Genomic DNA, 25,760 nt, shown 5'->3' on the forward strand with positions numbered 1-25,760 from the left:
GCGCCGACGAGATCATCGTGCTGGACCAGGGCCGGATCGCCGAGCGCGGCACCCACGCCCGGCTTTTGGCCGCCGACGGCCTCTATGCCAGCATGTGGAACCGGCAGCGCGAGGCCGAGGAGGCCCGCGAACGCCTCGCCCAGGTCGATGACGACGGCACCACGCCGAATCGCCTGCCGCCGGTGGTCACTGAATCCTCAGAGGATTCCACCCCTGACGCGGGCGAGAAACCCTTGCCGACCGCCGCGGAATAGTCGATTTAGGGCTTCTCCCGCCGCAGGGGTGGGGTACCACAGCGAGTTCTGATGTCGATCGCCCATTCCATCCGCGCGCAGATCCCGCCGATCCATCCGGAGGGCTATCCGTTCATCGGTGGCTTCGCTCTGGCGAGCCTGATCCTGTTCTGGATCTGGACCCCGCTGGGGTGGATCGGGACGCTGCTCACGGTCTGGTGCGCGCTGTTCTTCCGCGATCCGGTGCGGGTGACGCCGTTGCGTGACGGCATCGTGGTATCGCCGGCCGATGGCCGCGTCTCCATGGTGGTGCAGGCGCTGCCGCCGGCCGAGCTCGGCCTCGGTGACAAGCCGCTGCCGCGGGTCTCGGTGTTCATGAGCGTGTTCAACTGCCACGTGAACCGCAGCCCGGTGGCCGGCCGCATCGACCGCATCGCCTATCGCCCCGGCGCCTTCATCAACGCCGAGCTCGACAAGGCGAGCGAGGACAATGAGCGTAATTCGCTGGTCATCTCGAGCTCGAACGGGCGCATCGGCGTGGTCCAGATCGCGGGCCTCGTGGCGCGCCGCATCGTCTGCTTCGTCAAGGAAGGGCAGTCGATCGGCGCCGGCGAGCGTTTCGGCCTGATCCGTTTCGGCTCGCGGCTCGACGTCTACCTGCCCGAGGGCACCAAGGCGCTGGTCTCCGAGGGCCAGACCGCGGTCGCTGGCGAGACGATCCTGGCGGATTTCCGCGGCGCCGATCCCGGCCGGACCTACCGGGCTGATTAACGCTGTTTCGGCCGGTTGATCAGCCGGTTCCCGCCGCGATGGCGGAGCCGGGCCATGCTTGCTATATTCGGAGGCCATGATGCCATCCGATCCCAATTCCTCCGAGTTTCGCCGCCGCCGGTTCCGCCCGATCCCGGTGCGGATGCTCGTGCCGAACATGATCACGCTGCTGGCGATCTGCGCCGGCCTCACCGCGATCCGGCTGTCGACGGAAGGGCGGATGGAGCTTGCGGTCGCCGCCATCGTGTTCGCCGCGATCCTCGACGGCATCGACGGCCGCGTCGCCCGCATGATCAAGGGCCAGTCGAAATTCGGCGCCGAGCTCGACAGCCTCGCCGACTTCGTCAATTTCGGCGTCGCGCCGGGCCTGATCCTGTATTTCTGGCAGCTGCATGAGTTGAACAATGGCGGCTGGATCGCCGCGATGGTGTTCGCGATCTCCGGCGGCCTGCGCCTGGCGCGCTTCAACGCCTCGATCGACGACCCGAACAAGCCGGCCTTCGCCGCCAATTATTTCACCGGCGTGCCGGCGCCGGCCGGCGCGATCACCGTGCTGCTGCCGATCTATCTCGCCTTCCTCGGCGTGCCGGCGCCGCCGGCGACCTTGACCGCGTTTTACACGCTGTTGATCGCCTTCCTGATGGTGTCGCGGCTGCCGGTGTTCTCCGGCAAGACCGTGAAGATGCGCGTGCCGCCGGAGATGGTGCTGCCGGTGTTCGTCGCCGTGGTGTTCTTCGTCGCGCTGTTGATCGGCTATCCCTGGCACATCCTGTCGGCGGGCTCGGTGCTGTATCTGATCAGCCTGCCGTGGGGCTGGAAGTCCTATCGCGACGAGGAACGCAGTCTCGCCGCGAAGACGCAAGACACAAGCGCGCCACCGCCGGCCGCTGCGGCTCCTTACACGGCGCCGGTCACGGACACGGACCACGACGATCGTCCGGCGCATCTGCACTGATCTCTCAGCCTAACCCGTCATCCTGAGGTGCGAGCCCTTGCGAGCCTCGAAGGATGTACGGCCACCGGCAGGGCCGTCGCCCTTCGAGGGCCGCTGAAGAAGCGGCCACCTCGGGTGACGGTGATGGAGCGGTGTGAGTCTACTCTCCCAAATATCAGCCATGAGCGTGGCTCGGTTGGGTTCGCCTGCGATCTCGGCTATAGGCTGAGACGGCCCGCTCGAGCATGATCCGGAAAAGTGGACACCGGTTTTTCCTCGCGACAAACGCGTAGCGTTTGCACGGAGATCATGCTCGAACAAAGAAATGAGATCATGATACGTTTCCGTGGAAACGCATCATGATCTGACGCCAAAAATCAGGAGAGAAACGCCGTGACGACATCCGCTTCCGCCCCGCTTCCTGCTTCCGTCCTTGAAGCGTTGGCGCGCTATGACACGCCGACGATCTGCAACGCGATGGAGATCGTGGCGCCGGAGCGCCGTCTGATCGGCTACACCGTGAAGCCGTTGGTCTGCCCATTTCCGAGCCTGCCGCCGATCGTCGGCTATGCGCGCACGGTCGCGATCCGCTCGGTGCTGAAATCCGGCCTCTCGGCCGAGGAGCAGTCGAAGCGCCGCATCGAATATTACGAATATGTCGGCACCGGCTTCGGTCCGCGCATCTCTGTCATCCAGGACATCGACGGTCCCGACGTCGGCTACGGCGCGTTCTGGGGCGAGGTGCAGAGCGCCGTGCACAAGGCGCTCGGCTGCCTCGGCGTCATCACCGACGGCTCGATCCGCGATATCCCGCAATGGGGCGCCGGGCTTCCAGGCGCTGGCCGGCTCGATCGGCCCGTCGCACGCCTGGGTGCACGCCGAAAGCTTTGGCGGCGAGGTCCGCGTCGCCGGCATGACGGTGCGTTCCGACGATCTGATCCACGCCGACAGCCACGGCGCGATCGTGATCCCCTACGACATCGCGGCCAAGCTGCCCGAGGCCGCCGAGCTTTGCGGCCGCCGCGAGACCCCGATCCTGGACATCGCGCGCTCCAAGGACTTCTCGCTCGAGAAGCTGAAGGAAGCCCTGAAGCGTTCGTCGGAAATTCACTGAGGTGCATTGGGCTGACGCTGTCCGTCATTGCGAGGAGCGATAGCGACGAAGCAATCCATGTCTCCGCAAGTGTCGAGATGGATTGCTTCGCTTCGCTCGCAATGACGGAAAAGGACGTTGGCTAAGGTCAGGCCGGCGCGACCTTCGCAATCTCATGCGCGCCGCGAACGGTCATGTCGATCGCGACATAGAGGATCACGGCAAGGCCGACATAGGCGATCCAGCGGTGGCTTTGCAGCAATCGCGCGATGAAGGTGGCGGCCGCGCCCATCATCGCAATCGAGAGCGCCAGCCCGAACACCAGCACGATCGGCTGCTCGCGCGCCGCGCCCGCGACCGCCAGCACATTGTCGAGCGACATCGAGACGTCGGCAACGATGATCTGCGTCGTGGCCTGCCACAGCGTCTTGCGCGGCACCTCCGCGCCGCCGGTGCCATCCACGGCCGTGGTCTCGTGCGCGGAGACGCGCAGCTCGCGCCACATCTTCCAGCACACCCACAGCAGCAGGATGCCGCCGGCCAGCAGCAGGCCGACGATCTGCATCAGTTGCGTGGTGAGCAGCGCGAACAGGATGCGCAGCAGCGTCGCGGCACCGATCCCGACCAGGATCGCCTTGCCGCGCTGCTGCGCCGGCAGGCCCGCCGCGGCAAGGCCGATCACGACCGCGTTGTCGCCGGCCAGCACGAGGTCGATGACGACGACTTGCAGCAAGGCGCTGAGGGCGTCGAGTGAAAACAGTTCGGACATGGATCATGTTCCCCTTGAGGTCGGGGAGTGGACCCGTTCGACGAAGCAGGATTTGCCGTCATGCCGACGGCAAATCCGTCACGACGTTGTCACGTCGCGGGTCGAGGCAGGGCCACTCCAACTGAGTTCCAGTCCGACATCGCAGCTTGTGGCTGCCAGAGGGGCCCGGCCTGGGATTACGGTCGTGACGCCGGACGCAGTGCTGCTTCTTCCTCGAAGAACAGCGCCGCCTGATCCGGCTCGCCGAGGATCGCCGCCGCACATCCCATGAAGGTGAAGGCTCCGGCAAAATCCCACAGCGTCAGGTTCGCCACGCTTGCACGCATGTGGATCATGCGCGCTGCAAGCGCGGCAATGGCTGCCTCTGCGAATAACACCAGGCTGAGCGCGGGCAGCACGAGTGCGGGCTCAACCAGGCGAACGGTCAGGATGATCGGCAGCGCGGTCAGCACCGCGAATGACAGGAGCATGCCGAACGGCTCCAGCGAGGGAGCCTTCCGCGAGTACCTGCCTGGAATGGTCGAGGACATTCCGGTCCCTTTGCCGATCCCTGCCGTGTCGTTCGTCGCGACGATATCAGAAGGCATTCACGTTGACGCGCGGCGCGGCGCCGCGCGACCGCAGGCCGCGCGACAGATTGTACGCCCGAAGGTCATGGCGGAACGTCGCGGGTGGGCCGTTTCGGCGCCGTTTTGGGGCTGATGGCGCCGCGGCATGCCATGGCAAAGTCCGCAGCGGGCATTTATCTTTGCTGGCAGCGCTGGGCAAACGATCGAAAGGCAATTTCGATGAACATGGCAGGCAAGACGGTGCTGATCACCGGTTCCACCGACGGCGTCGGCCGCTACGTCGCGATGAAGCTGGCCGCTGCCGGCGCCCGGGTCCTGATCCATGGCCGCGACACCAAGCGGGCGCAGGTCCTCGCCGACGAGATCAAGCGGGTCTCCGGCCGCGAGCCGATGTTCTATCAGGCCGACCTGTCCTCGCTCGCCGATGTCCGCGAGTTCGCCCAGCTGGTGCTCGACGACCAGGAGCGCCTCGATGTGCTCGTCTGCAATGCCGGCATCGGCTCGCAGAACGAGGGGCCGGCGCGGCAGACCAGCAAGGACGGCCATGAGCTGCGCTTCGCGGTGAATTATCTCGCCGGCTTCCTGCTCGCGCATCTGTTGCTGCCGCGGCTCAAGGCCAGTGCGCCGGCGCGCATCGTCAATGTCGCTTCGCTCGGCCAGCACCCGATCGATTTCGGCGACGTGATGATCACCAAGAACTACAGCGGCGCGCGTGCCTATGCGCAGAGCAAGCTGTCGCAAATCATGTTTACGATAGACCTTGCCGAGGAGCTGCAAGGCTCCGGCGTGACCGTCAACTCGCTGCACCCGGCGACCTACATGAACACCACGATGGTGCGTGCCAGTGGCGCGACGCCGATCTCGACCGTCGAGCAGGGCGGCGATGCCATCCTGCGTCTGGTCCAGGACGATGATGTCGCTGATAAGAGCGGGCTGTTCTTTGACGGCAAGCGCGAGGCGCGCGCCCATGCGCAGGCCTATGATGCCGAGGCGCGCAAGCGGCTCAAGGCGTTGAGCCTTGCGCTTACCGGGCTGCGGATTTCCTGACGCGGTGCGCCACTGGCGCGCCTTCGGTGCGATCTTGGGCGCGGATCGCCTCGAACAGACGCTTGCAGGCGGCCGCAACGCCGCGACCGGGCACCGTCGCAATGCCGAGCAGCAGACCGGACTGTGCGCACTTTGGTGAGATATACCAGGGCGAGAGCGGGGCGGGCGCCAGCCCATGCGCAAGCACCTGTCGCGCGATCTCGACATCGTCGGTCTTGTCCGGCAGCGTCAGCATCACGGCGAGGCCGGCGACCCGCACGTCGTTGCTCCAGGGACGCAGTGCGGCCGTCAGCGCGTCCCGACTGTCGCAATAGGCCCGCTTGGTCCGCCTGAGATGGCGAATGTAGTGGCCGTCGCGCATGAACTCCGCAGTCGAAAGCTGCACGGCCGGTCCGGGCGCAGGGACGAGGCACGTCGCGACATCGGCAAACTGCGCCGCCAATGACTCGGGCGCGACCAGGAAGCCGAGACGCAGCGTCGGAGAGATCGTCTTGCTGAAGGAGCCGAGATGGATGACGCGGCCGGCCTGGTCGAGCGAGGCGAGCGCGGGCGCGGCGCGGCCATCGAGCTGCAACTCGCCGAGATAGTCGTCCTCAATGATCCAGCCGCCGCTCTGTGCGGCCCAGTCGAGCAGTTGTGCCCGACGCTTCGGCGATAGCGGCGGGCCGAGCGGAGCCTGCTGGCCCGGCGTCACGACCGCAAGCGCCGCGTCGGGGGCGTGACGCAGGCCGTGCTCGACGTCGATGCCGCTGGCATCGACGGGGATCGGCGCCGACGCCAGCCGGGCAAGTTCGAGCCCTTTTCGGGTCAATGGAAACCCCGGGTCTTCCATCCATGCGCGGCGGCCTTCGAGGCCGAGCACGCGCAGCGCGAGGCCAAGTCCGCCGCTGAAGCCGGAGGTGATGACGATCTGCGCCGGCGAGCATTCGATCCCGCGGGCGATCGCGAGGTGAGCTGCAATCTCCCTCCGCAGTTCGATCTCGCCGCGCGGATCGATGGTGCGGGTCACCGCGCTCAATTCCGCCCGGACGGCGCGCGCGTGGATGCGCGCCAGCAATTTCGCGGGGAGGGAATCCTGCGCGGGCACACCCATTCGGAAGTGTCCCTGGCCGCTGAGATCCCTGAACATCTCCACCGCCGATCCGGGAGCCACCGGCGCATCGGGCTTGGCAATTTTACGTGGCCGCCTCGCGACCGTGGTGCCGTTCGCCTTCGACGACACGATGTGCTGGGCGTCCGACAGTCTGTCGTAGGCCGCCCGCACGGTGCCGCGCGCGACGCCGAGCTGCGCGGCGAGGTCGAGCCACGACGGCAGCCGGGCGCCCGGCACCAGCACGCCATTATCGATCGCCGCCGCAATCGCCTTGCGGATCTGCTCGGAGAGCGGCGTCTTCGCTGACCGGTCGAGCGCGATGGGAAGCGGGTTTAGCATGGCCCGTGGTACACCAATTCGGTTCATTCTTGGTGCTTCTTTTCAGGCCCGCGTGCCCGCATTGATCGGACAGCAACGGAGGCACGAGATGAAGACCTTACGGACGATGCTGCTTGCCTGCGCCGCGCTTGCGACCCCGGCCCAGGCGCAATCGGTGACGCCGAAGTTCGAGCACGTCATCACCAACATTCCCGGCAAATCGCTGATCGCGGTTGAAGTCAATTTCCCGCCGGGCGAGCCCTCGGCGCCGCACCATCATGCCAAGTCGGCGTTTCTCTATGTCTACGTTCTCCAGGGCGCGATCGAGAGCCAGCTCGAGGGCGAGGCCGCGCATGTCTATCGCGCCGGGGACAGCTTCTTCGAGCCGCCGAGTGCGCATCATGTGCTCGGCCGCAACGCCAGCGCGACCGAGCCGGCGAAGATCCTTGCGGTGTTCGTCGTCGACAGCAACGACAAGGCGCTGACCGTCTTCGACAAGGCAGGACAAAAGTAAGGACACAAGCAGTGAGCATGCGGATCGATTACAACAAGGTGGCGCCCGCGGGCATCAAGGCGCTCGGCGGGGTCTATGGCTACCTCACGCAATGCGGCCTCCCGGCGACACTGATCGAGCTCGTGTATCTGCGCATCTCGCAGATCAACGGCTGCGCCTATTGCCTCGACATGCACACGCGCTCATTGCAGAAAATGGGCGTCAAGGTCGAGAAGCTGGCGCTGTTGCAGGTCTGGCGCGAAGCCGAGGCGCTGTTCGACGACGAAGAGCGCGCGGCGCTGGCCTGGGCTGAGACCGTCACCCGCGTGTCGGAGACCGCAATCCCGGACGCAGACTATCGGGCCGCGCGGGCGGTATTCGCCGAGAAGCAACTGGTCGACCTGACCATCGCGATCGGACTGATGAACACCTACAACCGGATCGCGATCGGCTTCCGCAATCGGCCGCAGGCCGTGGCCGAGCATTCCGCAGCGGCGTGATCTCGCGGGCATCGAATCAGAACGACGGCAAGGCCGCCTAACTTTGCCGTTGTGCCAGATAGAATCCGGCCAATACGGTCACCAATCCGGCCGCCTGCACCGCGGTCGGCGGCTCGCCAATCAGGAGCCAGCCCAACAGCAAGGTCAGCACCGGCACGGTCGCGGGAAATACCGCCGCGCGGGCAACTCCGAGGTGCTGGATCGACAGCGCGAACAAGTACATTGCTGCGGGCCCGGCCAGGATGCCTTGGGCGACGGCCTGTAGCGCATTCTCGTTCAGTCCGATGGCCGCATCGCGCGCCAGCCCGCCCGAGGCGGCGTACAGCGGAAACAGCGAGAGCGACAGCACGCTGATGACCGTCGCCACAGAGAACGCCGACACTCGCCAATAGCGCACCAGCGTGGCGAAGCCTGCAAACATCAATCCGGTCGTGACGAAGATCAGATCGCCCAGCACGGCGCTCGATCCCATATGGCCGATCGACTCGCTGCCGATCACCGCAAGGCCGACAACGATGACGACGGCGCCGGCGACGCGAGAGAGTGAGATCGATTCCTTCAGCAGGACGACTGCGAGAAACAGTCCACCCAGGGTCGCGCAGGAAGGCTGGATCACGCTGCCGTGCCCGAGGGGCACGAACATGAAGCCGGTATAGCTGATGAGCGACATCACCGGTCCGCCCAGTATCATCAGCGCCATGCCGCGGCTCCATCCGATGCCGCAGAGATCTTTCAGGCCGGCGCGTACGACGAGCGGGATGAACGCGATGCCCGACCACAGGAAGCGATGCATCAAGAGGTCGACCGGTGTGAACCCGACTTTCAGGCCGTGCCGGGTCGCCACGAAGCCGAGCGCCCAGCAAAGCGCCGCGCCGAGACCGCACGCGACCCCGAGCAGGATGGCTTTCGTATCTGGAAGGGCTGCCGTCTTGGCGCCGGCCGGATGTTCGTTCATGCCGGACGACTACGTGAGCTGCGGGAACGGATCAACCCATCGCGATGCAGGGCTGATTGGCACGACAGCGAATTGCGCAGTCTATTTCGGTCGCGGGTGTATCCGCTTGCAGGTCTCGGGTTTGCTATCGATCTCCCGCCGCTGCGCGCCATGCACGGGCCTTGGCTGTCGTCTCCTGGACGAAGGCGTCCTTGCCGGTTCGATAGGCCTCGATGTTGTCTTTCGAAGCGGCGGCGAGGGCCCGCTTGATGTCGGCGTAGGCACGGGCTGCCTCCGGGTGCGTGCGCAAATAGTCGCGAAATACCAGGCGGGATTCCCACCGCGGATGCGACGGCTCCATCATGTGCAGATGGTGGGTCCACGGACCCGGAGGCCCCTTGCGGAAGAACAGCTCGCCGGGGATCCATGACGCGTAGTCCGGCATGTAGACATAGCCGAGTGCTTCAAGCGGCTTGATGCATCGCTGGCTGGCTTGCTCGAGGCTGGGCACGCCGACCAGCAGGTCGATGATCGGCTTCGATGGCAGCCCTGGAACGGCCGTGCTGCCGATATGCTCTATGGCCAAAGAGAACGCGCCGAGTGCGTTCTCGATCCGCATGCGCTCCTGCGCGAACAGTGCGGGCCAGTTGGGGTCATAGTCGGAGACGACGATCGACCCGGCGCCGTACTTCTCCACGCCCACCTCCCGATTGCTTCTTGCAGAGTATCACGCGGGGGGCGGCCGGGGTATCGCTCACGAACCCTGCTTCACCTCGGCAGGGTGCTTCGCGAATTGCGGGAATGTCTCGGCTACAACAGGTCCGTCCAGCCGCCACGAATAGCAGCCGCCGACGAAGAACGGCGGCTCGGTGGCGTCACGCTGGTGATCGAGCGCGCCGCGGCCCTGCGGGTCCTTGCCCGAGGTCGCGGTCTGGAACAGGGTCGTCACCGCAGGACCCAGCAGCTCGGCGAGATGGGTGCAGGTCTCCAGTCTGCCGATCTTGCGACGGACCAGCTCGCGCCAGCCCTTGCCGATACGTTCGCCGACCAGCCGCTGCAAGATGCCTTCGACGTCGAGGCAGGACGGGTAGGGCGTCGAGGCCATATTGGTGCCGGTCTCGCGGATCGTAAAGCTGTCGTCGACCGCGAGCCGCAGGCGGATGTCGTGCACGGGATCGTCGGGCTGCTGCAGGCCGCGATGCTTGTCGTGCCGTGCATAAGGCTTGGTGTCGACCAGCCGCGCCTCGACCTCCCACAGTCCGTCGTCACGGAGATAGCCCAGACATTCGACGGAGCGGCGGTGCATCAGGCGGCGGGGCTTGCCGTCGGCATTGGTATCGGGTGCGGACATCGGAACTCGCTGGATTGAATCTCGAACCGATCCAATCGGCCGCGTGCGGCGATGTCAACGGCCGCTGCCGCGCGGCGCCATGCAGCCAGCGTCAAGGTCCGCGCCGCACGAGCGCCAGCTCGGGGTTGTCCTCGTCGAAATAAATCAACCCGTATTTCGTGAATTCGATCATGACGCCGCGCTGCAGATATTCCCAATCTGACTTTGGAAAGTCGGCGGCGTACTCATTTGTGTCGATTGAAAAGACCACAATGCCCTCGGCGTCGCCGTCCATGCGGACGGTGTCGCCGAGCCTGATTTGTTGTCCGTCTGGGTATTTCAGCGCAGACTCCGTTGTCCTGCGGTCGAGAGTCCGGTTCAGCTCACCCGCCGCTCCCGGTTCTCCCAATACGGCTTGCGCAGCTCGCGCTTCAGGATCTTGCCGGCGCCGGAGAGCGGCAGTGGGGTCGCGGTGACGTCGACGCTGCGCGGACATTTGTAGCCGGCGATCAGCGCCTTGCAGTGCTCGATCAGCTCTTCCGGCGTAGCGCTGGCGCCGCTTTTCATCACCACCACAGCGTGGACCTGCTCGCCCCAGCGCTCGCTCGGGATGCCGATCACGGCGCATTGCGCCACGGACGGGTGCTGGGCGAGGGCGTTCTCGACCTCGGCCGAATAGACGTTCTCACCGCCGGAGATGATCATGTCCTTGACGCGGTCGACGACGTAGACGAAGCCGTCCGCGTCCATGTAGCCGCCGTCGCCGGTGTGCATCCAGCCGTCGATCACCGCGCGTGCGGTTTCCTCTGGCCGCTCCCAATAGCCCATCATCACCATATCGCCGCGCACCGCGATCTCGCCGACGGTACCGAGCGGCACCACCTGATCCAGGGCGTCGACGATCTTCACTTCGGCGCCCAAGGTGGCACGGCCGGCGCCGCGATGCCGGCCCTTGGCGCGGCCGTCGCCGATATGCTCCTTCCAATGCAGCAGCGTCGCGATCGGCGACAGCTCGGTCATGCCGTAGGCTTGCGTGAACTCGACATGCGGCAGCGCCTTCATGGCGCGCATCAGCACGGCATCGCTGATCACGGAGGCGCCGTAGGCGATCCGTTTCAACGACGACAGGTCGCAATTGCCGAGCGTCGGGTGATCGACGAACATCTGGATCATGGTCGGCACCAGCAGCACGTCGGTGATGCGCTCCTTCTGCACCGCGGCCGCAACGCCGTCTGGCGTGAAGCCCTGGACCACGACATTGGAGCCGCCCGACAGCAGCACCGAATACATCGCCGCGCCGTTGGCGAGGTGGAACATCGGCGCCGCGTGCAGGTAGATCGTGCTGCTCGGCCACAGCCCTTCGCCGAGCGCGTTCAGCGCGTTGGCCATCAGATTGCCGTGGCTCAGCATCACGCCCTTGGAGCGGCCAGTGGTGCCGCCGGTGTAGAAGATGCCGGCGAGATCGTCGCGGGTGCGCATCGCATCCCGAATGGGTTCGCTGCGCGCGATCAGCGTCTCGTAATTCTCCATGCCGGCGGGCGTCTCACCCTCGTCGGCATAGACCAGTTTCAGGCCGGGGATCGCGCTTGCCAGCGTTGCGCCGACTGCCGCAAACGCCTTGTCGACGAACAGGATCGTTGCGCGGCAATCGCGCAGCGCATCCTCGTTCTCGATCGGAGACCAGCGGATGTTGAGCGGCACGATCACGGCGCCGGCCCAGCCGACTGCGAGGTAGAGTTCGAGGTAACGGTCGGAGTTCAGCGACAGGATCGCGACGCGGTCGCCGTCGTCTGCGCCAAGCGCGCGGATGGCGGAGGCGAGGCGGGCGACACGCTCGCCGACCTCACGCCAATTGCGCCGCCGCTCACCGCAGACGACTGCGAGCCCGTTTGGATTGACCTGCAGCGTCCGCCGCAGTCCGTGCGTGATGTTCACTCGTCTCCTCCCTTGATGCGTTTCCCTTGCGAGGCGGTTTGTCCGCCTTCTGTGCCGCCGGTGCGGCTGCTTTGCGCGTTGTTGTCTTGCGCGTTGATGTCACTTGCGTTGTTGTTTCGGCGATGCCTTCGGTGAGGCGGATCGCGAATTCCTCGGCGACGGCGCGTCCAGTCAACTCGCCGTCGGGTTGGAACCAGTGTCCGATCCAGTTCAGCGAGCCCGCAATCGCAAACGCCGCGAGCTTCGGGTCGCAGGCTTTCACCGAACCGTCTTTGACGCCATCGGTAATATAGTCGCGGAAGGCGCGGTCGATCCGCCGCTTGGCGGTCTGCACGATCTTGCGGTTGTCCTCGCTGAGATCGTGGATGTCGAAGCGGACCAGGCTCTTGCCGTAGTCCGCGGTCATCAGCTCGGCATAGCGGACGATCAGCTTGCGCAGCTTGTCGAGCCCCGAGCCGCCGCCGGCCGAGGTCTCGGCAATGCAGTCGTCGACCAGCTCGTTGCCGATCGACCAGCATTCGTAGAGGATCTCGTCCTTGCCGCGGAAGTAGTTGTAGAGCGCCGGCTTGGTGATGTTGAGCCGCTTGGCGACCTCGTTCAGCGTGGCGCCGTGATAACCCTGTTCGAGGAACAGGGCGACGGCCGTGCGCAGCACCGCCTCGCGCTTCTCGTCGCGGGCGCGGCGCCGGCTCTCGAAGGGCAGCCAGGGTGACTCATTGTTGGAAGAGGGGATGCGGGCGTCCATCGCGTGGCTGTTGTCGCATTGACTCCGGAAGGTCGCCCGTATATTACCCATGGGTAAGAAATAGTCCAGTGGGTAATTTCCGGGAGGACACGCGATGACGTCACGCACCTATGTTGCCGGGGTCGGCATGATCCCGTTCGTCAAGCCGGGCGCCAACGCGCCGTACCATGTGATGGGCGCCGAGGCCGCCAAGCTCGCGCTCGCCGACGCCGGGCTTGATTACGGCAAGGTCCAGCAGGCCTATGTCGGCTACGTTTATGGCGACTCCACCTGCGGGCAGCGTGCGCTCTATCCAGTCGGCATGACCGGCATCCCGATCGTCAACGTCAACAACAACTGCTCGACCGGCTCGACCGCGCTGTTCCTGGCGCGGCAGGCGATCGAGTCCGGCGCCGCCGATTGCGTGATGGCGCTCGGCTTCGAGCAGATGAAGCCCGGCGCGCTCGGGGCCGTGTTCACCGACCGTCCGAGCGCGTTCGATGATTTCGACGCCGCCGCCGACAAGCTGGTCGATGCGCCCGGCGTGCCGCTGGCGCTGCGCTATTTCGGCGGGGCCGGCCTCAGCCATATGAAGAAGTACGGCACGCCGCTTTCCGCGTTCGCAAAGGTGCGCGCCAAGGCGAGCCGTCATGCCAAGAACAATCCGCTGGCGCTGTTCCGCAAGGAAGTCACCGCCGCCGACGTGATGAACGACCAGGTGATCTGGCCCGGCGTGATGACGCGGCTGATGGCGTGCCCGCCGACCTGCGGTGGTGCTGCCGCGATCCTAGTTTCGGAGAAGTTCGCCGACCAGCATGGCCTGAACAAGAGCGTCCGCATCGCGGCGCAGGCGATGACGACCGACACGCCGTCGACCTTCGGTGCTGATGACATGATGCAGGTGGTCGGTTACGACATGGCGCGCGATGCCGCGAGCAAGGTCTATGAGGCCGCCGGCATCGGGCCCGGGGATCTCGACGTCGTCGAGCTGCACGACTGCTTCGCGCACAACGAGCTGATCACCTATGAGGGGCTCGGCCTGTGCGCCCAAGGCGAGGCCGCGAAATTCATCGATGACGGCGACAACACTTACGGAGGGAGGATCGTCACCAATCCCTCCGGCGGCTTGCTGTCGAAGGGGCATCCGCTCGGTGCCACCGGCCTTGCGCAGTGCTATGAGCTGACGCGGCAGCTGCGCGGCACCGCCGCGGCGACCCAGGTCGACGGCGCGCGGCTCGGGCTGCAGCACAATCTCGGCCTCGGCGGCGCCTGCGTCGTGACGCTCTACGAACGCGCCTGAGGCAGCCATGGTCGATCAATCCGCCGTCGGGCGTAGCTTTACGCCCGTGACCGCGCGCGTCGAGCCGGGGCGCCTGCGCTTCTTCCTCGACACGCTCGGCGAGACCAATCCCGTCTACCGCGACGGGTCAGCGGCACCGGTGCCGCCGACCTATCTGTTCTGCCTCGAGATGATGGACGCAACGGTGCCGTTCGAGTTCCTGACCGCGCTCGGCATCGATCTCGCCCGCGTGCTGCATGGCGAGCAGCGCTTCGACTATCACGCCCCCGTCGTGGTCGGCGACACCCTGACGTTCCACCCGCGCGTCACTGGCGTGACCGACAAGAAGGGTGGGGCGATGACCCTGATTGTCGTCGATACCCCCGTCACCAACCAGAACGGCGTCCACGTCGCCGACGTCTCGCGCACCATCGTGGTGCGCAATGCGAGGCCATCATGAGCAGCGCACCCGCAGTCGGCGACCGCATCGTCCACAAGGAGTTTCCGCCGATCACCCGCCATCGCCTCGCGCTGTATTGCGGCGCCTCGGGCGATCACAATCCGATCCATGTCGACATCGACTTCGCGAAGGCGGCCGGTTTCCCCGACGTGTTCGCGCACGGCATGCTGGTCATGGGCTATCTCGGCCAGGCGCTGACGGACGCGGTGGCGCCGTCGCGCATCCGCTCGTTCTCGACCCGCTTTGCCGCGATCACCCAGCTCGGCGCGGCGCTGACCTGCGAGGGCACGGTGACCGAGCTGATCGAGCAGGGCGGCGAGAAACGCGCAAAGCTTGCGCTGACCACCAAGGATCAGAACGGCGAGATCAAGCTCGCCGGCGAAGCGATCATCGCGCTCTAGGGAGAGATCATGTCGAAACTGCAAGGCAAAGTCGCGCTCGTCTCCGGATCGGGCCGCGGCATCGGGCGCGCGATTGCGTTGAAGCTCGCGAGCGAGGGCGCCCGCGTCGTGGTCAACGACCTCGATGCCGAGCCGGGCAATGCCGTCGTCGCCGAGATCAAGGCCATGGGCGGCGAGGCGATCGCGGTCAATGGCAGCGTGACGGAAGCAGGCTTTGCCGATCGTTTCGTAGGTAGCGCCATCGAGCAGTTCGGCGGCCTCGACATCATCGTCAACAATGCCGGCTACACTTGGGACTCGACGATCCAGAAGATGTCGGACGAGCAATTCCAGGCGATGCTCGACGTGCATCTGGTCGCCCCGTTCCGCATCCTGCGAGCGGCATCGGAACCGATCCGGGTGATGGCGAAGCAGGAGGCCGAGGCCGGGCGCGAGGTGTTCCGCAAGGTCGTCAACATCTCTTCGATCGCAGGCCTCTACGGCAATGCCGGGCAGGCTAGCTACTCATCGGCGAAGGCGTCGCTGATCGGGCTGACGCGCACGATGTGCAAGGAGTGGGGCCGCTACAAGGTCAACGTCAATTGCGTCGCGTTCGGCCTGATCAACACCCGCCTGACCCAGCCGATCGAGACCCAGCAGAAGACCATCGACGTCGCCGGCCGCGACATCAAGGTCGGGGTGCAGCCGCAGATGCTGGAGGCGATGGGCCGCATGATCCCGCTCGGCCGCGGCGGTACGCCGGAGGAGGCGGCGGACGCGGTCTATCTGTTCTGCGCTCCGGAATCGAACTACATCAGTGGTCAGGTGATCGTCGCCGGCGGCGGTCTGCTGATTTGACGATAGCGTTTTCAAGCGAAGTGGGTACCGGTTCGCGTCAAGAAAACGCGTCAAAAAGAGAATGCGTAGCGAGGGCATGATGCACTACCGATCGTCATGGATGACCGAGGAGCTGGACACCTTCCGTGACCAGTTCCGCAAATTCCTCGCCAAGGATCTGGCGCCGCACGCCGAAAAATGGCGGGAGCAGAAGCTGGTCGACCGCTCCGCCTGGCGTGCGCTCGGCGAGATGGGCGCGCTGCTGCCGAGCGTGCCCGAGGCCTATGGCGGCCTCGGCGCAACCTTCGCTTACGACGCGGCCGTGCTCGATGACATCGAGAGCACGGTGCCGGAGCTGACCACCGGCGTTTCCGTGCACAGCGCGATCGTCGCGCATTACATCGTCAATTACGGCTCGGAGGAGCAGAAGAAGCGCTGGCTGCCGAAGATGGCGTCCGGCGAAATGGTCGGCGCCATCGCGATGACCGAGCCCGGCACCGGCTCCGATCTGCAAGCCATCAAGACCACCGCCAAGAAGCAGGGCAATTCCTACGTCATCAACGGCCAGAAGACCTTCATCACCAACGGCCAGGCCGCCGACCTCGTCATCGTGGTGGCGCGCACCGGTGCGCCCGGCGCCAAGGGCATCTCATTGATCGTGGTTGAAACCGCGGGCGTCGAGGGCTACCGGCGCGGGCGCAACCTCGACAAGATCGGCCTGCATGCCTCGGACACGTCGGAACTGTTCTTCGACAATGTCACGGTGCCGCCGGAAAACCTGCTCGGCAATGAGGAGGGCAGCGGCTTCGTGCAGCTGATGCAGCAACTGCCGCAGGAGCGGCTGTCGCTTGCGATCGGCGCGGTCGCTTCGATGGAGCGTGCGGTGAAGATCACCGCCGAATACACCAAGCAGCGCACGGCGTTCGGCAAGCCGCTGATCGAGTTCCAGAACACGGCGTTCACGCTCGCCGAACGCAAGACCGAGGCGATGATCGCCCGCGTGTTCGTCGATTGGTGCGTCGAGCGTCTGGTCGCCGGCGATCTCGACACCGTGACGGCGTCGATGGCGAAATGGTGGTGCTCGCAGAAGCAGGTCGAGACCGCCGACGAATGCCTGCAACTGCACGGCGGTTACGGCTACATGCAGGAATATCCGATCTCGCGGATGTTCATCGATTCCCGCATCCAGAAGATCTATGGCGGCACCAACGAGATCATGAAGGTCCTGATCGCGCGCTCGCTGTAGGCAAGTCGGCCGTCATTCCGGGGCACGCGAAGCGTGAACTATGGTGCGCAATTGCGCACCTGAGAATCTCGAGATTCCGGGTTCGATGCTTGCGCATCGCCCCGGAATGACACCGAGGCGAGAGTGCGCTCATGTCCGCCGCGCAAGCGCTCTCCTACATCGCGCGGACATTCTTGAGGAACTTGTCGACCTGGACTTCCAGCTCGGACGCATTGCTGGCGAGCTCTCCGGAGGCCGACAGCACGCTCTCGGCGGCCTTGCTGGCATCGTCGATGGCCTTGGTCGTGCCGTTGATGTTTGCGGTCACCTCCTTGGTGGCCGCGGCCTGTTCCTCGACGGCGCTGGCGATCACGGTCGAGATCTCGCTGATCTGGACGATGACCTGCGAGATCGCCTTCAGCGCGGTGGCGGTGTTGCCGGTCGCGGTCTGCATCTCGTTGATCTGCGCCGAAATGTCTTCCGTAGCTTTGGCGGTCTGGTTGGCCAGCGCCTTCACCTCGGATGCGACGACGGCGAAGCCGCGGCCGGCCTCGCCGGCGCGCGCGGACTCGATCGTTGCGTTGAGCGCGAGCAGGTTGGTCTGGCCGGCGATCTGGCTGATCAGGGCGACGACGTCGCCGATCTTCTGCGCCATGGTCACGAGGCCAGCGACCAGCTTGTCGGATTTCTCGGCCTCTTCGACCGCCATGCGGGCGATGCGGCTTGCTTCGGCCACCTGGCGGCTGATCTCGTTGACCGAGGAGGAGAGCTCCTCGGACGCGGACGCCGCGCTTGCCGAACGCTGATTGACGAATTCGGCGGTTGTCGTCAGCGATCGTGCCGTGCCCTGCATTTGCGTCGAGGCTGACGCCAGCATGCCCGCAAGGCCCTTTACGTCCTTCTCGAAATCGTCCGCCAGCTTCACATTGCCGGTCACGACCGACCAGCTCAGCATCGCGCCGGTATAGTTGCCGCGTTTGTCGGTCAGCCCGGAGACCCTGAGGTCGAGCGTTTCCGGGCCGAGCTTGATCTTGGCCGCATGCGGCAGGTTCTTGGGATCGCCGACGATGCGGCGCTGATGCTGCGGGTTCTTGTGGAAGATGTCGAACGAGTTGCCGAGGATCTTGTCGGGCGCCACCGGAAGCAGATGCTTCACGGTGTCGAGTGTCTTGAGGCTGGTCTGGTTGATGTAGGTGATGTTGAAATCGGTATCGCACATCATGATGTTGATCGGCATGTTGTCGAGCATCTGCAACAGCCGCTCGGTCTGGGTTTCAAGCCGCGCCTTCTCAGTCGCGAGCTCCCAGGTCAGCATCGGCCCCGAGTAGCGGCCGCGCGAATTGGTCATCGCCGTCACGGTGAGATCGAGCGTCTCGCCGCCGATGGTGATGCGCGCCTTGTGCGGCAGGTTCTTCGGATCGGACAGCAGCCGGCGCTGATTCTGCGGATTCTTGTGAAAGATATCGATCGACTGCCCGATCAGTGCATCGACCTTCACCGGCAGCACATGCTCGATCTTCTTCAGGTTCTGCCGTGTCGACTCGTTGATGTAGGTGATCCTGAAATTGTCCAGCTCGCAGAGCATGACACTGATCGGCATATCGTCGAACAGCCGGTACGAATGATCGGAGCCGATCACGCTTGCGACGCTCTTCATCCCCAACATGCATTGCCTCCAGCATTGATATCAATTTGGTGAACTGAAAACGTTGCACCTGATCGGCAGCAGAAAGCCTTCCGCCGCCGGACGGCGGGCAGGTGCGACACACGATTTACAATTTCTGACTGCATGGAACCGTAGGCGATTCGAGTTCCGTCCAGAAGTGCATGCAGTGTGCCTTGCGCGATCGCGCAAGATGCAACGCGCGATGCATGCGATGAGTGAAGCCGAAATCGACGTGCGAGACGACGGTTTGCCGTGAAACCCGCGCGATCCGCTGCAAAAGGCATGAAGCGATCGATCGCTGCACCGTAGTCTTACGGGCGTGCACGCGCGCGCTGCAAATGATTGTTGTCGTGCATATAGCGACGAAGTGTATGCAGATTGTGCCACGCGATCGTTGCGCGCCGCAACGAGCTTGACGTCAATCGTCACGCGCGATGGTCGCGCGGCTTTGGAGTTGTGGATGTGGCTTGCTGATCATCTCACGCGCATGCGCGCTGCCGTGGCAGTCGGCGCGTCGCGATGAGCGCGAGGCTGCTCCATCGTCGGTGCGTCGATGGAGTATTCTTGGAAGAAGCACGCACAGATTGCGTGGTCGTGTTGCGATCCCAACTCAGGCCCGCTGACTTCCGTCGGGCCGTCTCATCCGCGAGTCGGCGGCGAGATCGGCGGACGATGACTGGCTTGCTCGCCGGCCGGGTCGCTTCGTTCCTGCGGGTGATCGTCCGCTCTGCGGAAATCGATGACGAAACAACGTTGCCCATTGCCTACCGCATGGCTTGACGCAGCTTCGCCCTCGAAGCGCGGCTTCGGCCTTGCGCCATATTTCCGTCTATCATACCCCCGTGGGACCACGATCCGCGCGAAGCCAAGGCGCGCGCCAGTAGCCGCAGGGAGCCCTCATGACCAAAAGCAACGCCCGCACCGGAGGCCAGATCCTGATCGACCAGCTGGTCGCGCAGGGAGTGGAGCGCGTCACCTGCGTGCCGGGCGAGAGCTATCTGGCGGCGCTCGATGCCCTGCATGACAGCCCGATCGATGTGGTGATCTGCCGCGCCGAGGGCGGTGCGGCGATGATGGCGGAGGCCTATGGCAAGCTCACCGGGCGGCCCGGCATCTGCTTCGTCACCCGCGGCCCCGGCTCGACCAACGCGGCTCATGGCGTGCACATCGCGATGCAGGATTCCACTCCGATGATCCTGTTCGTCGGCCAGGTCGACACCGGCATGCGCGAGCGCGAGGCGTTCCAGGAGCTCGACTACAAGGCGGTGTTCGGCACCATGGCGAAATGGGCGGTCGAGATCGATCGCCCCGACCGCATTCCGGAGCTGGTCGCGCGCGCGTTTCGCGTCGCGCTGCAGGGCCGCCCCGGTCCGGTCGTGATCTCGCTGCCGGAGAACATGCTGACCGAAACCGCGGCGGTCGCCGACGCGCCGAAGGTCGAACCTGCGGCCAGCTGGCCGGCACCTTCGGATCTCGAGCGCCTCGGCACCATGTTGGCCGGCGCCAAGGCGCCGCTGGTGGTGCTCGGTGGTTCGGCCTGGACCGCCGAGGCGGCCAGGGGCATCGCGCGCTTTGCCGAGCGCTTCGACCTGCCGGTCGCGACCTCGTTCCGCCGCGCCTCGCTGTTCGACGCCGACCACTCGCATTATGCCGGCGACCTCGGCATCGGCCCGAGCCCCAAACTGAAGGATCGATTCACCGGCGCAGACGTCATTCTGTTGATCGGCGGCCGCATGTCGGAGATGCCGTCCTCGTCCTACACGCTGCTCGACATCCCGACACCGAGCCAGCAGCTGATCCATGTCCACCCCGGCTCCGAAGAGCTCGGCCGCGTCTACCAGCCGGCGCTGGCGATCCAGGCGACGCCCACGGCGTTCGCTGCGGCGGTCGAGACCATGAAGCCCGCATCCGTTCCCGCCTGGAAGGGCGAGGCGGCGAAGGCGCACGCGGATTATCTCGCCTGGACCGACAAGCCGCGCGAGCTGCCGGGCAGCTTCCAATACGGCGAGGTCGTGACCTGGCTGCGCGATCGGCTGCCGAAGGATGCGATCGTCTGCAACGGCGCCGGCAATTACGCCGGCTGGATTCATCGCCACCATCGCTTCCACGCTTTCGCCGCGCAGCTTGCGCCCACCTCGGGCTCGATGGGCTACGGTGTGCCCGCGGCCGTGATGGCCAAGCGGCATCATCCCGATCGCGTCGTCGTCGCGTTCGCCGGCGACGGCTGCTTCCTGATGAACGGGCAGGAGTTCGCCACCGCCGTGCAATATGACGCGCCGCTGATCGTTGTCGTCATCGACAACGCGCAATACGGCACCATCCGCATGCACCAGGAGCGCGATTATCCCGGCCGCGTCGTCGGCACCCAGCTCAAGAACCCGGACTTCGCGCTCTACGCCAAGGCGTTCGGCGGCCATGGTGAGCGGGTCGAGCGCACCGAAGACTTCGCGCCGGCGTTCGAGCGTGCGCTTGCCTCCGGCAAGCCGGCGATCCTGCATTGCCTGGTCGATCAGCGCGCGCTGTCGGTCGGCAAGGATTTTGTGCCCGAGACCGCGAAGCGCTGATGACCGGAACGGGCCGTCACGTCGCGATCATCGGTGCCGGCGTGGTCGGCGTGATCAGCGCCATCGAGGCGCTGCGCGAGGGCCATCGCGTCACGCTGATCGATCCGGGCGAGCCCGGTGGCACCCAGGCCGCGAGCTATGGCAATGCCGGCTGGCTGTCGTCGCATTCGGTGATCCCGCCGGCTGAACCCGGCACCTGGAGGAAGGTGCCCGGCTATCTGATGGATCCGCTCGGGCCGCTTTCGATCCGCTGGTCGTATCTGCCGAAGGCCCTGCCATGGTTGGTCAAATACCTGCTGTCGAGCTGGACCGAGCAGCAGGTCGAGGCCACCGCGCGGGCAATGCGCGATCTGTTGAAGGACGCGCCGCTGCTGCACCGACAGCTCGCCGAGGAAGCCGGCGTGGGTGAACTGATCGAGCGGCGCGGGGTGATGCACGTGTTTCCCTCGCGCGCGCCGTTCGACCGCGACCTCGGTTGGCGCATCCGCAAGCGCGTCGGCATCGAATGGCTCGAGCTCGATGAAGACGAGATGCGCCAGCGCGAGCCTGACCTGCATCCGCGCTACAAGTTCGGCGTCGTGGTCGAGGAGGCCGGTCGCTGCCGCGATCCCGGCGCTTACGTCGCGGCGCTCGCCGCGCACGCCGTCGCCAACGGCGCGAAGCGTGTCGCCGCCAAGGCCACAGGCCTCCTGCTTGCTGGCGACAGGCTGGTCGCTGTGGTCACCGAGAGCGGCGAGATCGCCTGCGATGCGGCGGTGGTTGCCGCCGGCGCGCGCTCCAAGCAACTGACCGCGTCGATCGGCGATTCACTGCCGCTGGAAACCGAGCGCGGCTATCACGTCATGATCGAGAATCCGGAATCCGGACCGCGCAATTCGATGATGGCCTCGGATGCCAAGATGGTCGTCAACTGGACCGACAAGGGTCTGCGCGCCGCCGGCACGGTGGAGATCGCGGGGCTCGACGCCGAGCCGAACTGGAAGCGCGCCGAGATTCTGCGCGAGCATCTGCTCAGCATGTTCCCGAAACTGCCGAGGGATATCCCGCCATCACGGATCAAGACCTGGTTCGGCCATCGCCCGAGCATGCCCGACGGACGGCCGTGCATCGGCCATGCGCGCGCCTCGCGCGACGTGATCTATGCTTTCGGCCATGGCCATGTCGGCCTGGTCGGCTCGGCTCGCACCGGCCGGCTGGTCGCGCAGCTCCTTAGCGGCAAGGCACCCGAGATTCCGCTTCAGCCGTTCGCGCCGTCACGCTTCCTGTAAGGGGACGCGGATCTCAGCTGTCGCCGGCCCAGGCCGTGATCGCCGCCGGCGCGATCACGCGTCTCGGCATATGCGGATTGATAGTGCCGGCGCTGACGTCCTGCGTCTGAACGAGCAGGGTGCGCGCAAACGCCTTGGCATCCTCTTCGGTCGTGAAGGTCCGGGTCTGGCGCGCGAAGCGGTGGTGTCCGGCGTCAGGGCTTCTCACGGCGAACGAGACGTACCAGATGGCCTTGTCCGACTTCATCGCGCAGCTCTGGCGGCGGTGGTCCGCCCGCACGATCGCGACGTCTTGTGCGATACCCGATATGCAAAAAGTGCCAAGAGAAGAATCCTGAAATACAACAGACGACGGCTAACGAGCTCCACGGCGGACAGCTGACGCTACAGGATCGGCACGCATACCGATACTGGCGGCATAATACCGCTCAACCGATGGGTGAATGACAATGCACCGCTGCGACGATGGTTCCTAGGATCCAATGCGGCGCTCTTCCAGTGACTTGAGTCACTTCTCGGGGAGCGCAATCAGGCTGCAAGGAGCCTGTGAGGTTCAAGCATCTTGTTAATCAGAACATGGCCGGCGTTGACCCATGCCAGGAGTCACGCCTTCGGATGATCCATCGCGTGGTGACGTCATGAGCATTGAGACACCCACGCATCTCGCGTCAGTCGATAGAGAATTTGCCGACGCAATGGGTTATCTTCCGGGATGCGGGGGTGGTCAAAATCCTCTGCGTTGTCGTGGCGCATCCCAAGCTTCACCATCAGGCGTCTGGATCGAACGTTTCGAATGCTCGCATGCGCCACGACCTCCGCGAGACGAACCTCTTCGAAGCCAAACTGAAGAGACGCTCGCGCAGCTTCCATCGCAAACCCCTGTCCCCAGAACTGCCTCGCCAGCCGCCAGCCGACTTCGACAGCGGGCGTGAAGCGGGCGACAAAGCCGATGCGCAATAGTCCGACGGCTCCCATGAATACGCCGGATGCTCTCGATTCAACGGCCCACATGCAGAACCCGTGAGAGGATTGATGGCTGATCTGGAAGTCGATCCAGGCGTCGGAGGCGTCCCGCGATGCGAGCGGGCGGAGATATTCCATGACGTCGGCATCCTCAGACATCGCCGCAAACGGCGGTCTGTCTGAATCGATCCATGGGCGGAGGAGGAGCCTTGCTGTCAACAGCTGCATCCGGCTCTGCCTCGGCTCAGCGGTAACGGGTCAATGAAGCCATCGATCATACGTCGCGCAATCCTGACTGCACGACACTACGAATAATTCCATGTGGCGTCACTCCGCTGTCCTGGCCGCTCCCGGGAATTGCAGGGGAGCGCGACCCTACGAGTTACGCGCCATCCATGCTTGATCAATTCGTTCGGCTTTTCAGAATTTAGCTTGACGCCGGACCCAACTCAGATGTTCAATGCGCCCGTCTCACCCGATCGAGGGGCGCTTCGCGATCGTCACGAGCGCGGGTCTAGATGCGGTGGACGCGGATCGCGCAGTTGACGAATGCGCATGAAGCGGACGGCGAAATCGTGCAGGCCTGACGCCCTAGTGGTAGGTGTCTCCTTGTAGAACGCGCAGCGTTCTATGAAGACGGTGACAACAAAGCCCAGTCTCGCCGGGGAGAGCACGTATTAGCCGTAACCCATCGCGCAGGGAAAGCCGGGTTGTTTCCGGTTACACCTGTGGTCCTACCCCCGAGCTTTCTATCCAATGCTCGGGGCCCATGGGTGCGATCGGCACCCGGCTTTCCCTGCGCCCTCTATGAGAGAGGGCGGAACGAAGAGCAAAGCTCGGACAAATCATGTCGCGAGAACGCGGATGTATGCACGCGTTATGTATGCACGCGTTAGCGGGCCGGGCCGAGCGTCTTCATCGCTTCCGCGACGATGACCTCGCCGGCCTCCTGCACGAAATGCCCGGCGTCAGGCAGTTCAAGCGGCGGCGGACAGTTTCGGATCACCTGCCGCAATCGGCTCATCACCGGCGGCCCGAGCACCGGGTCCTTCATGCCGACAGCCATGAAGCTTTGTCCGGTCCACTGCTGCGACCAGAAATCGCGCGCGCGCCGCGAAAGCGCCGCGCCACCAGCGTCCGGCTGGTCCGGTACCAGATTGGGAAAGCGCCGGACGCCGGCCTTGTACCGCTGGTCCGGATAGGGCGCGGCGTAGGCGGCAGCTTCCTCGTCTGCAAGACCGGGGGCCGCTCGCTGCATCAAGGCTGCGATGTCCATGTCCGGGCTGCGATTGGAGAAGGCCCGCCATGCGAGAAAGCCTTCGCCGAGCGGCACGTCACCGGTGCCGAGCATCGTGTTCATCACAAGCAATCGATCGAAGCGATCGGTCATGTCCATGGGTATCGTTAGTCCGATCAATCCTCCCCAATCCTGGCAGACCAGCATGACGCGGCGCAGGTCGAGCGCCTCGATCAGCGACATCACCGCCGATCGATGGAAGTCGAAGGTGTAGATGTCTTCGTCGACGGGCTTGTCGGAACGGCCGAAGCCGAAGAAATCCGGCGCGATGACGCGGAATCCTGCGGCGAGAAGCGGTGGGATCATCTTTCGATAAAGGTAGGTCCAGGTCGGCTGGCCGTGCAGGCAAAGCGCCACCGGCGCGGTCTTCGGTCCCTCGTCGAGATAGTGCATTCGCAACGGGCCGATCTCGATGTAGCGCGGCGCGAAGGCAAATCCGGGCAATTCGGCGAAGCGCCCGTCCGGTGTTCGAAGCGTCTGCATGTCTCTGCCTTTTCAATTCGTCATTCGATCGCGCAAGGACGCCGAGCCGAGCGTGCCTTGCCGCTCCCGCTAACCGATCCGCACCACCATCTTGCCGAGCGCGGCACGGGTCTGCATGGTGGTGAACGCCGCGCGGAAATCCTCAAACGCGAACACCTTGCCGACCACTGGCGTCAGTCGGCCGTCGTTCAGCCACGCCGACAATTGCGTCGTCACGCGCGCCTGCGCCTCGGGTTCGCGGCGCGCGATCTGGGCGGCGTCGACGCCGATCAGAAGACCGCCCTTCAACAGTGGCAGATTGAACGGCAAAGCGGGGATCTGGCCGGCCGCAAAGCCGACCACGACATGGCGGCCGTTCCAGGCGATCGAGCGGAACGCCTGCAGCGAGACCTCGCCGCCGACCGGATCGAAGATCACGTCGGGGCCATGGCCGCCGGTCGCGTCCTTCAGCGCGTCGCGCCAATCGGGTTTTGTATAGTCGACGGTCGCATCAGCGCCGAAGCTTGCGGCGAAGCTGCGCTTCTCCTCGGTCGAGGCCGCCGCGACGACGCGTGCGCCGAGCAGCTTGCCGACCTGGATCGCGGCGATGCCGGTG

27 protein-coding genes and 2 pseudogenes are annotated in these 25,760 nt (G+C 65.1%); 15 read left to right on the forward strand and 14 right to left on the reverse strand.

Going from position 1 to position 25,760, the window contains the following annotated elements; translation table 11 throughout:
• From H8A95_RS28900 to H8A95_RS28915, 4 genes and pseudogenes are all read left to right on the forward strand, one after another.
• A pseudogene (locus H8A95_RS28900) lies at positions 1 to 254 on the forward strand (metal ABC transporter permease); the annotation flags it as partial.
• A gap of 51 nt (positions 255 to 305) precedes the next feature.
• Positions 306 to 1,004 (forward strand): phosphatidylserine decarboxylase, encoded by a 699-nt coding sequence (locus tag H8A95_RS28905; RefSeq protein WP_229186297.1) that lies wholly within the window; start codon positions 306 to 308, stop codon positions 1,002 to 1,004.
• A gap of 79 nt (positions 1,005 to 1,083) precedes the next feature.
• Complete coding sequence (pssA, locus tag H8A95_RS28910) at positions 1,084 to 1,959, forward strand: CDP-diacylglycerol--serine O-phosphatidyltransferase (protein ID WP_229186298.1); 876 nt, start codon at positions 1,084 to 1,086, stop codon at positions 1,957 to 1,959.
• A 372-nt stretch (positions 1,960 to 2,331) separates the two neighbouring features.
• Positions 2,332 to 3,052, forward strand: a pseudogene (locus tag H8A95_RS28915) (RraA family protein).
• A 127-nt stretch (positions 3,053 to 3,179) separates the two neighbouring features.
• Here H8A95_RS28915 and H8A95_RS28920 read toward each other — a convergent pair.
• Positions 3,180 to 3,800, reverse strand: a complete 621-nt coding sequence (locus tag H8A95_RS28920) for a TerC family protein (protein WP_229186299.1) — start codon at positions 3,798 to 3,800, stop codon at positions 3,180 to 3,182.
• 176 nt (positions 3,801 to 3,976) lie between these two features.
• Positions 3,977 to 4,270, reverse strand: coding sequence for a hypothetical protein (locus H8A95_RS28925; RefSeq protein ID WP_229186300.1), 294 nt, complete (start codon positions 4,268 to 4,270; stop codon positions 3,977 to 3,979).
• Here H8A95_RS28925 and H8A95_RS28930 point away from each other — a divergent pair.
• Together H8A95_RS28930 and H8A95_RS28935 are read left to right on the forward strand one after the other, a co-directional pair.
• The gene (locus tag H8A95_RS28930) at positions 4,269 to 4,502 is read left to right on the forward strand and encodes a hypothetical protein (RefSeq protein ID WP_229186301.1); all 234 of its coding nucleotides are present in this window, start codon (positions 4,269 to 4,271) and stop codon (positions 4,500 to 4,502) included. The genes H8A95_RS28925 and H8A95_RS28930 overlap by 2 nt on opposite strands.
• Positions 4,503 to 4,588: 86 nt before the next feature.
• The gene (locus H8A95_RS28935) at positions 4,589 to 5,416 is read left to right on the forward strand and encodes an SDR family NAD(P)-dependent oxidoreductase (protein ID WP_229186302.1); all 828 of its coding nucleotides are present in this window, start codon (positions 4,589 to 4,591) and stop codon (positions 5,414 to 5,416) included.
• Here H8A95_RS28935 and pdxR read toward each other — a convergent pair.
• Positions 5,394 to 6,848, reverse strand: coding sequence for a MocR-like pyridoxine biosynthesis transcription factor PdxR (gene pdxR / locus H8A95_RS28940; RefSeq protein WP_229186303.1), 1,455 nt, complete (start codon positions 6,846 to 6,848; stop codon positions 5,394 to 5,396). The genes H8A95_RS28935 and pdxR overlap by 23 nt on opposite strands.
• An 88-nt stretch (positions 6,849 to 6,936) precedes the next feature.
• Between pdxR and H8A95_RS28945 the strand changes: the two genes are divergently transcribed.
• A complete protein-coding gene (locus H8A95_RS28945; RefSeq protein WP_229186304.1) occupies positions 6,937 to 7,341 on the forward strand; it encodes a cupin domain-containing protein in 405 nt (134 codons plus the stop codon).
• Positions 7,342 to 7,352: 11 nt separating this feature from the next.
• Positions 7,353 to 7,820, forward strand: coding sequence for a carboxymuconolactone decarboxylase family protein (locus H8A95_RS28950; RefSeq protein ID WP_229186305.1), 468 nt, complete (start codon positions 7,353 to 7,355; stop codon positions 7,818 to 7,820).
• 37 nt (positions 7,821 to 7,857) lie between these two features.
• Here the strand turns inward: H8A95_RS28950 and H8A95_RS28955 are convergent, their stop codons facing one another.
• The 6 genes from H8A95_RS28955 to H8A95_RS28980 all read right to left on the reverse strand — a co-directional run bounded on the left by H8A95_RS28955 (position 7,858) and on the right by H8A95_RS28980 (position 12,764).
• A complete protein-coding gene (locus H8A95_RS28955; RefSeq protein WP_229186306.1) occupies positions 7,858 to 8,775 on the reverse strand; it encodes a DMT family transporter in 918 nt (305 codons plus the stop codon).
• Between the two features lie 124 nt (positions 8,776 to 8,899).
• On the reverse strand, positions 8,900 to 9,451 hold the full coding sequence (locus H8A95_RS28960; protein WP_229186307.1) for a GrpB family protein: 552 nt from the start codon (positions 9,449 to 9,451) through the stop codon (positions 8,900 to 8,902).
• A gap of 57 nt (positions 9,452 to 9,508) precedes the next feature.
• Positions 9,509 to 10,105, reverse strand: a complete 597-nt coding sequence (locus tag H8A95_RS28965) for a DUF2889 domain-containing protein (RefSeq protein ID WP_229186308.1) — start codon at positions 10,103 to 10,105, stop codon at positions 9,509 to 9,511.
• Between the two features lie 91 nt (positions 10,106 to 10,196).
• Positions 10,197 to 10,379 (reverse strand): hypothetical protein, encoded by a 183-nt coding sequence (locus tag H8A95_RS28970; RefSeq protein WP_229186309.1) that lies wholly within the window; start codon positions 10,377 to 10,379, stop codon positions 10,197 to 10,199.
• A gap of 83 nt (positions 10,380 to 10,462) precedes the next feature.
• A complete protein-coding gene (locus tag H8A95_RS28975; protein WP_229186310.1) occupies positions 10,463 to 12,019 on the reverse strand; it encodes an acyl-CoA synthetase in 1,557 nt (518 codons plus the stop codon).
• Positions 11,949 to 12,764, reverse strand: a complete 816-nt coding sequence (locus H8A95_RS28980) for a TetR/AcrR family transcriptional regulator (RefSeq protein WP_229186311.1) — start codon at positions 12,762 to 12,764, stop codon at positions 11,949 to 11,951. The genes H8A95_RS28975 and H8A95_RS28980 overlap by 71 nt, the downstream gene beginning before the upstream one ends.
• A 94-nt stretch (positions 12,765 to 12,858) precedes the next feature.
• Between H8A95_RS28980 and H8A95_RS28985 the strand changes: the two genes are divergently transcribed.
• The 5 genes from H8A95_RS28985 (at position 12,859) to H8A95_RS29005 (ending at position 16,945) form a co-directional block, all read left to right on the forward strand.
• Positions 12,859 to 14,043, forward strand: a complete 1,185-nt coding sequence (locus H8A95_RS28985) for a lipid-transfer protein (RefSeq protein WP_229186312.1) — start codon at positions 12,859 to 12,861, stop codon at positions 14,041 to 14,043.
• A 7-nt stretch (positions 14,044 to 14,050) separates the two neighbouring features.
• Entirely contained in the window at positions 14,051 to 14,482 is a 432-nt protein-coding gene (locus tag H8A95_RS28990) for a MaoC family dehydratase N-terminal domain-containing protein (protein ID WP_163161346.1), read from the forward strand.
• Positions 14,479 to 14,883, forward strand: a complete 405-nt coding sequence (locus H8A95_RS28995; RefSeq protein WP_229186313.1) for a MaoC family dehydratase — start codon at positions 14,479 to 14,481, stop codon at positions 14,881 to 14,883. The genes H8A95_RS28990 and H8A95_RS28995 overlap by 4 nt, the downstream gene beginning before the upstream one ends.
• A gap of 9 nt (positions 14,884 to 14,892) precedes the next feature.
• The gene (locus tag H8A95_RS29000; protein ID WP_229186314.1) at positions 14,893 to 15,720 is read left to right on the forward strand and encodes an SDR family NAD(P)-dependent oxidoreductase; all 828 of its coding nucleotides are present in this window, start codon (positions 14,893 to 14,895) and stop codon (positions 15,718 to 15,720) included.
• A 79-nt stretch (positions 15,721 to 15,799) separates the two neighbouring features.
• The gene (locus tag H8A95_RS29005; protein WP_229186315.1) at positions 15,800 to 16,945 is read left to right on the forward strand and encodes an acyl-CoA dehydrogenase family protein; all 1,146 of its coding nucleotides are present in this window, start codon (positions 15,800 to 15,802) and stop codon (positions 16,943 to 16,945) included.
• A 154-nt stretch (positions 16,946 to 17,099) separates the two neighbouring features.
• Here the strand turns inward: H8A95_RS29005 and H8A95_RS29010 are convergent, their stop codons facing one another.
• Positions 17,100 to 18,590 (reverse strand): methyl-accepting chemotaxis protein, encoded by a 1,491-nt coding sequence (locus tag H8A95_RS29010; protein WP_229186316.1) that lies wholly within the window; start codon positions 18,588 to 18,590, stop codon positions 17,100 to 17,102.
• Between the two features lie 899 nt (positions 18,591 to 19,489).
• Between H8A95_RS29010 and H8A95_RS29015 the strand changes: the two genes are divergently transcribed.
• Both H8A95_RS29015 and H8A95_RS29020 read left to right on the forward strand, forming a co-directional pair.
• Complete coding sequence (locus H8A95_RS29015; protein WP_229186317.1) at positions 19,490 to 21,154, forward strand: thiamine pyrophosphate-binding protein; 1,665 nt, start codon at positions 19,490 to 19,492, stop codon at positions 21,152 to 21,154.
• Entirely contained in the window at positions 21,154 to 22,422 is a 1,269-nt protein-coding gene (locus H8A95_RS29020; RefSeq protein ID WP_229186318.1) for an NAD(P)/FAD-dependent oxidoreductase, read from the forward strand. Before H8A95_RS29015 ends, H8A95_RS29020 begins: the two co-directional genes overlap by 1 nt.
• A gap of 13 nt (positions 22,423 to 22,435) precedes the next feature.
• Here H8A95_RS29020 and H8A95_RS29025 read toward each other — a convergent pair whose 3' ends face one another.
• The 4 genes from H8A95_RS29025 to H8A95_RS29040 all read right to left on the reverse strand — a co-directional run.
• The gene (locus H8A95_RS29025) at positions 22,436 to 22,669 is read right to left on the reverse strand and encodes a hypothetical protein (protein WP_229186319.1); all 234 of its coding nucleotides are present in this window, start codon (positions 22,667 to 22,669) and stop codon (positions 22,436 to 22,438) included.
• Between the two features lie 389 nt (positions 22,670 to 23,058).
• Complete coding sequence (locus H8A95_RS29030) at positions 23,059 to 23,613, reverse strand: GNAT family N-acetyltransferase (protein ID WP_229186320.1); 555 nt, start codon at positions 23,611 to 23,613, stop codon at positions 23,059 to 23,061.
• A gap of 664 nt (positions 23,614 to 24,277) precedes the next feature.
• Entirely contained in the window at positions 24,278 to 25,165 is an 888-nt protein-coding gene (locus H8A95_RS29035; RefSeq protein ID WP_229186321.1) for a haloalkane dehalogenase, read from the reverse strand.
• Between the two features lie 69 nt (positions 25,166 to 25,234).
• On the reverse strand, positions 25,235 to 25,760 hold a 526-nt coding region (locus tag H8A95_RS29040; RefSeq protein ID WP_229186322.1), incomplete at its 5' end, for a zinc-binding dehydrogenase.

The organism is Bradyrhizobium oropedii (genome assembly GCF_020889685.1).
Lineage (GTDB): Bacteria > Pseudomonadota > Alphaproteobacteria > Rhizobiales > Xanthobacteraceae > Bradyrhizobium > Bradyrhizobium oropedii.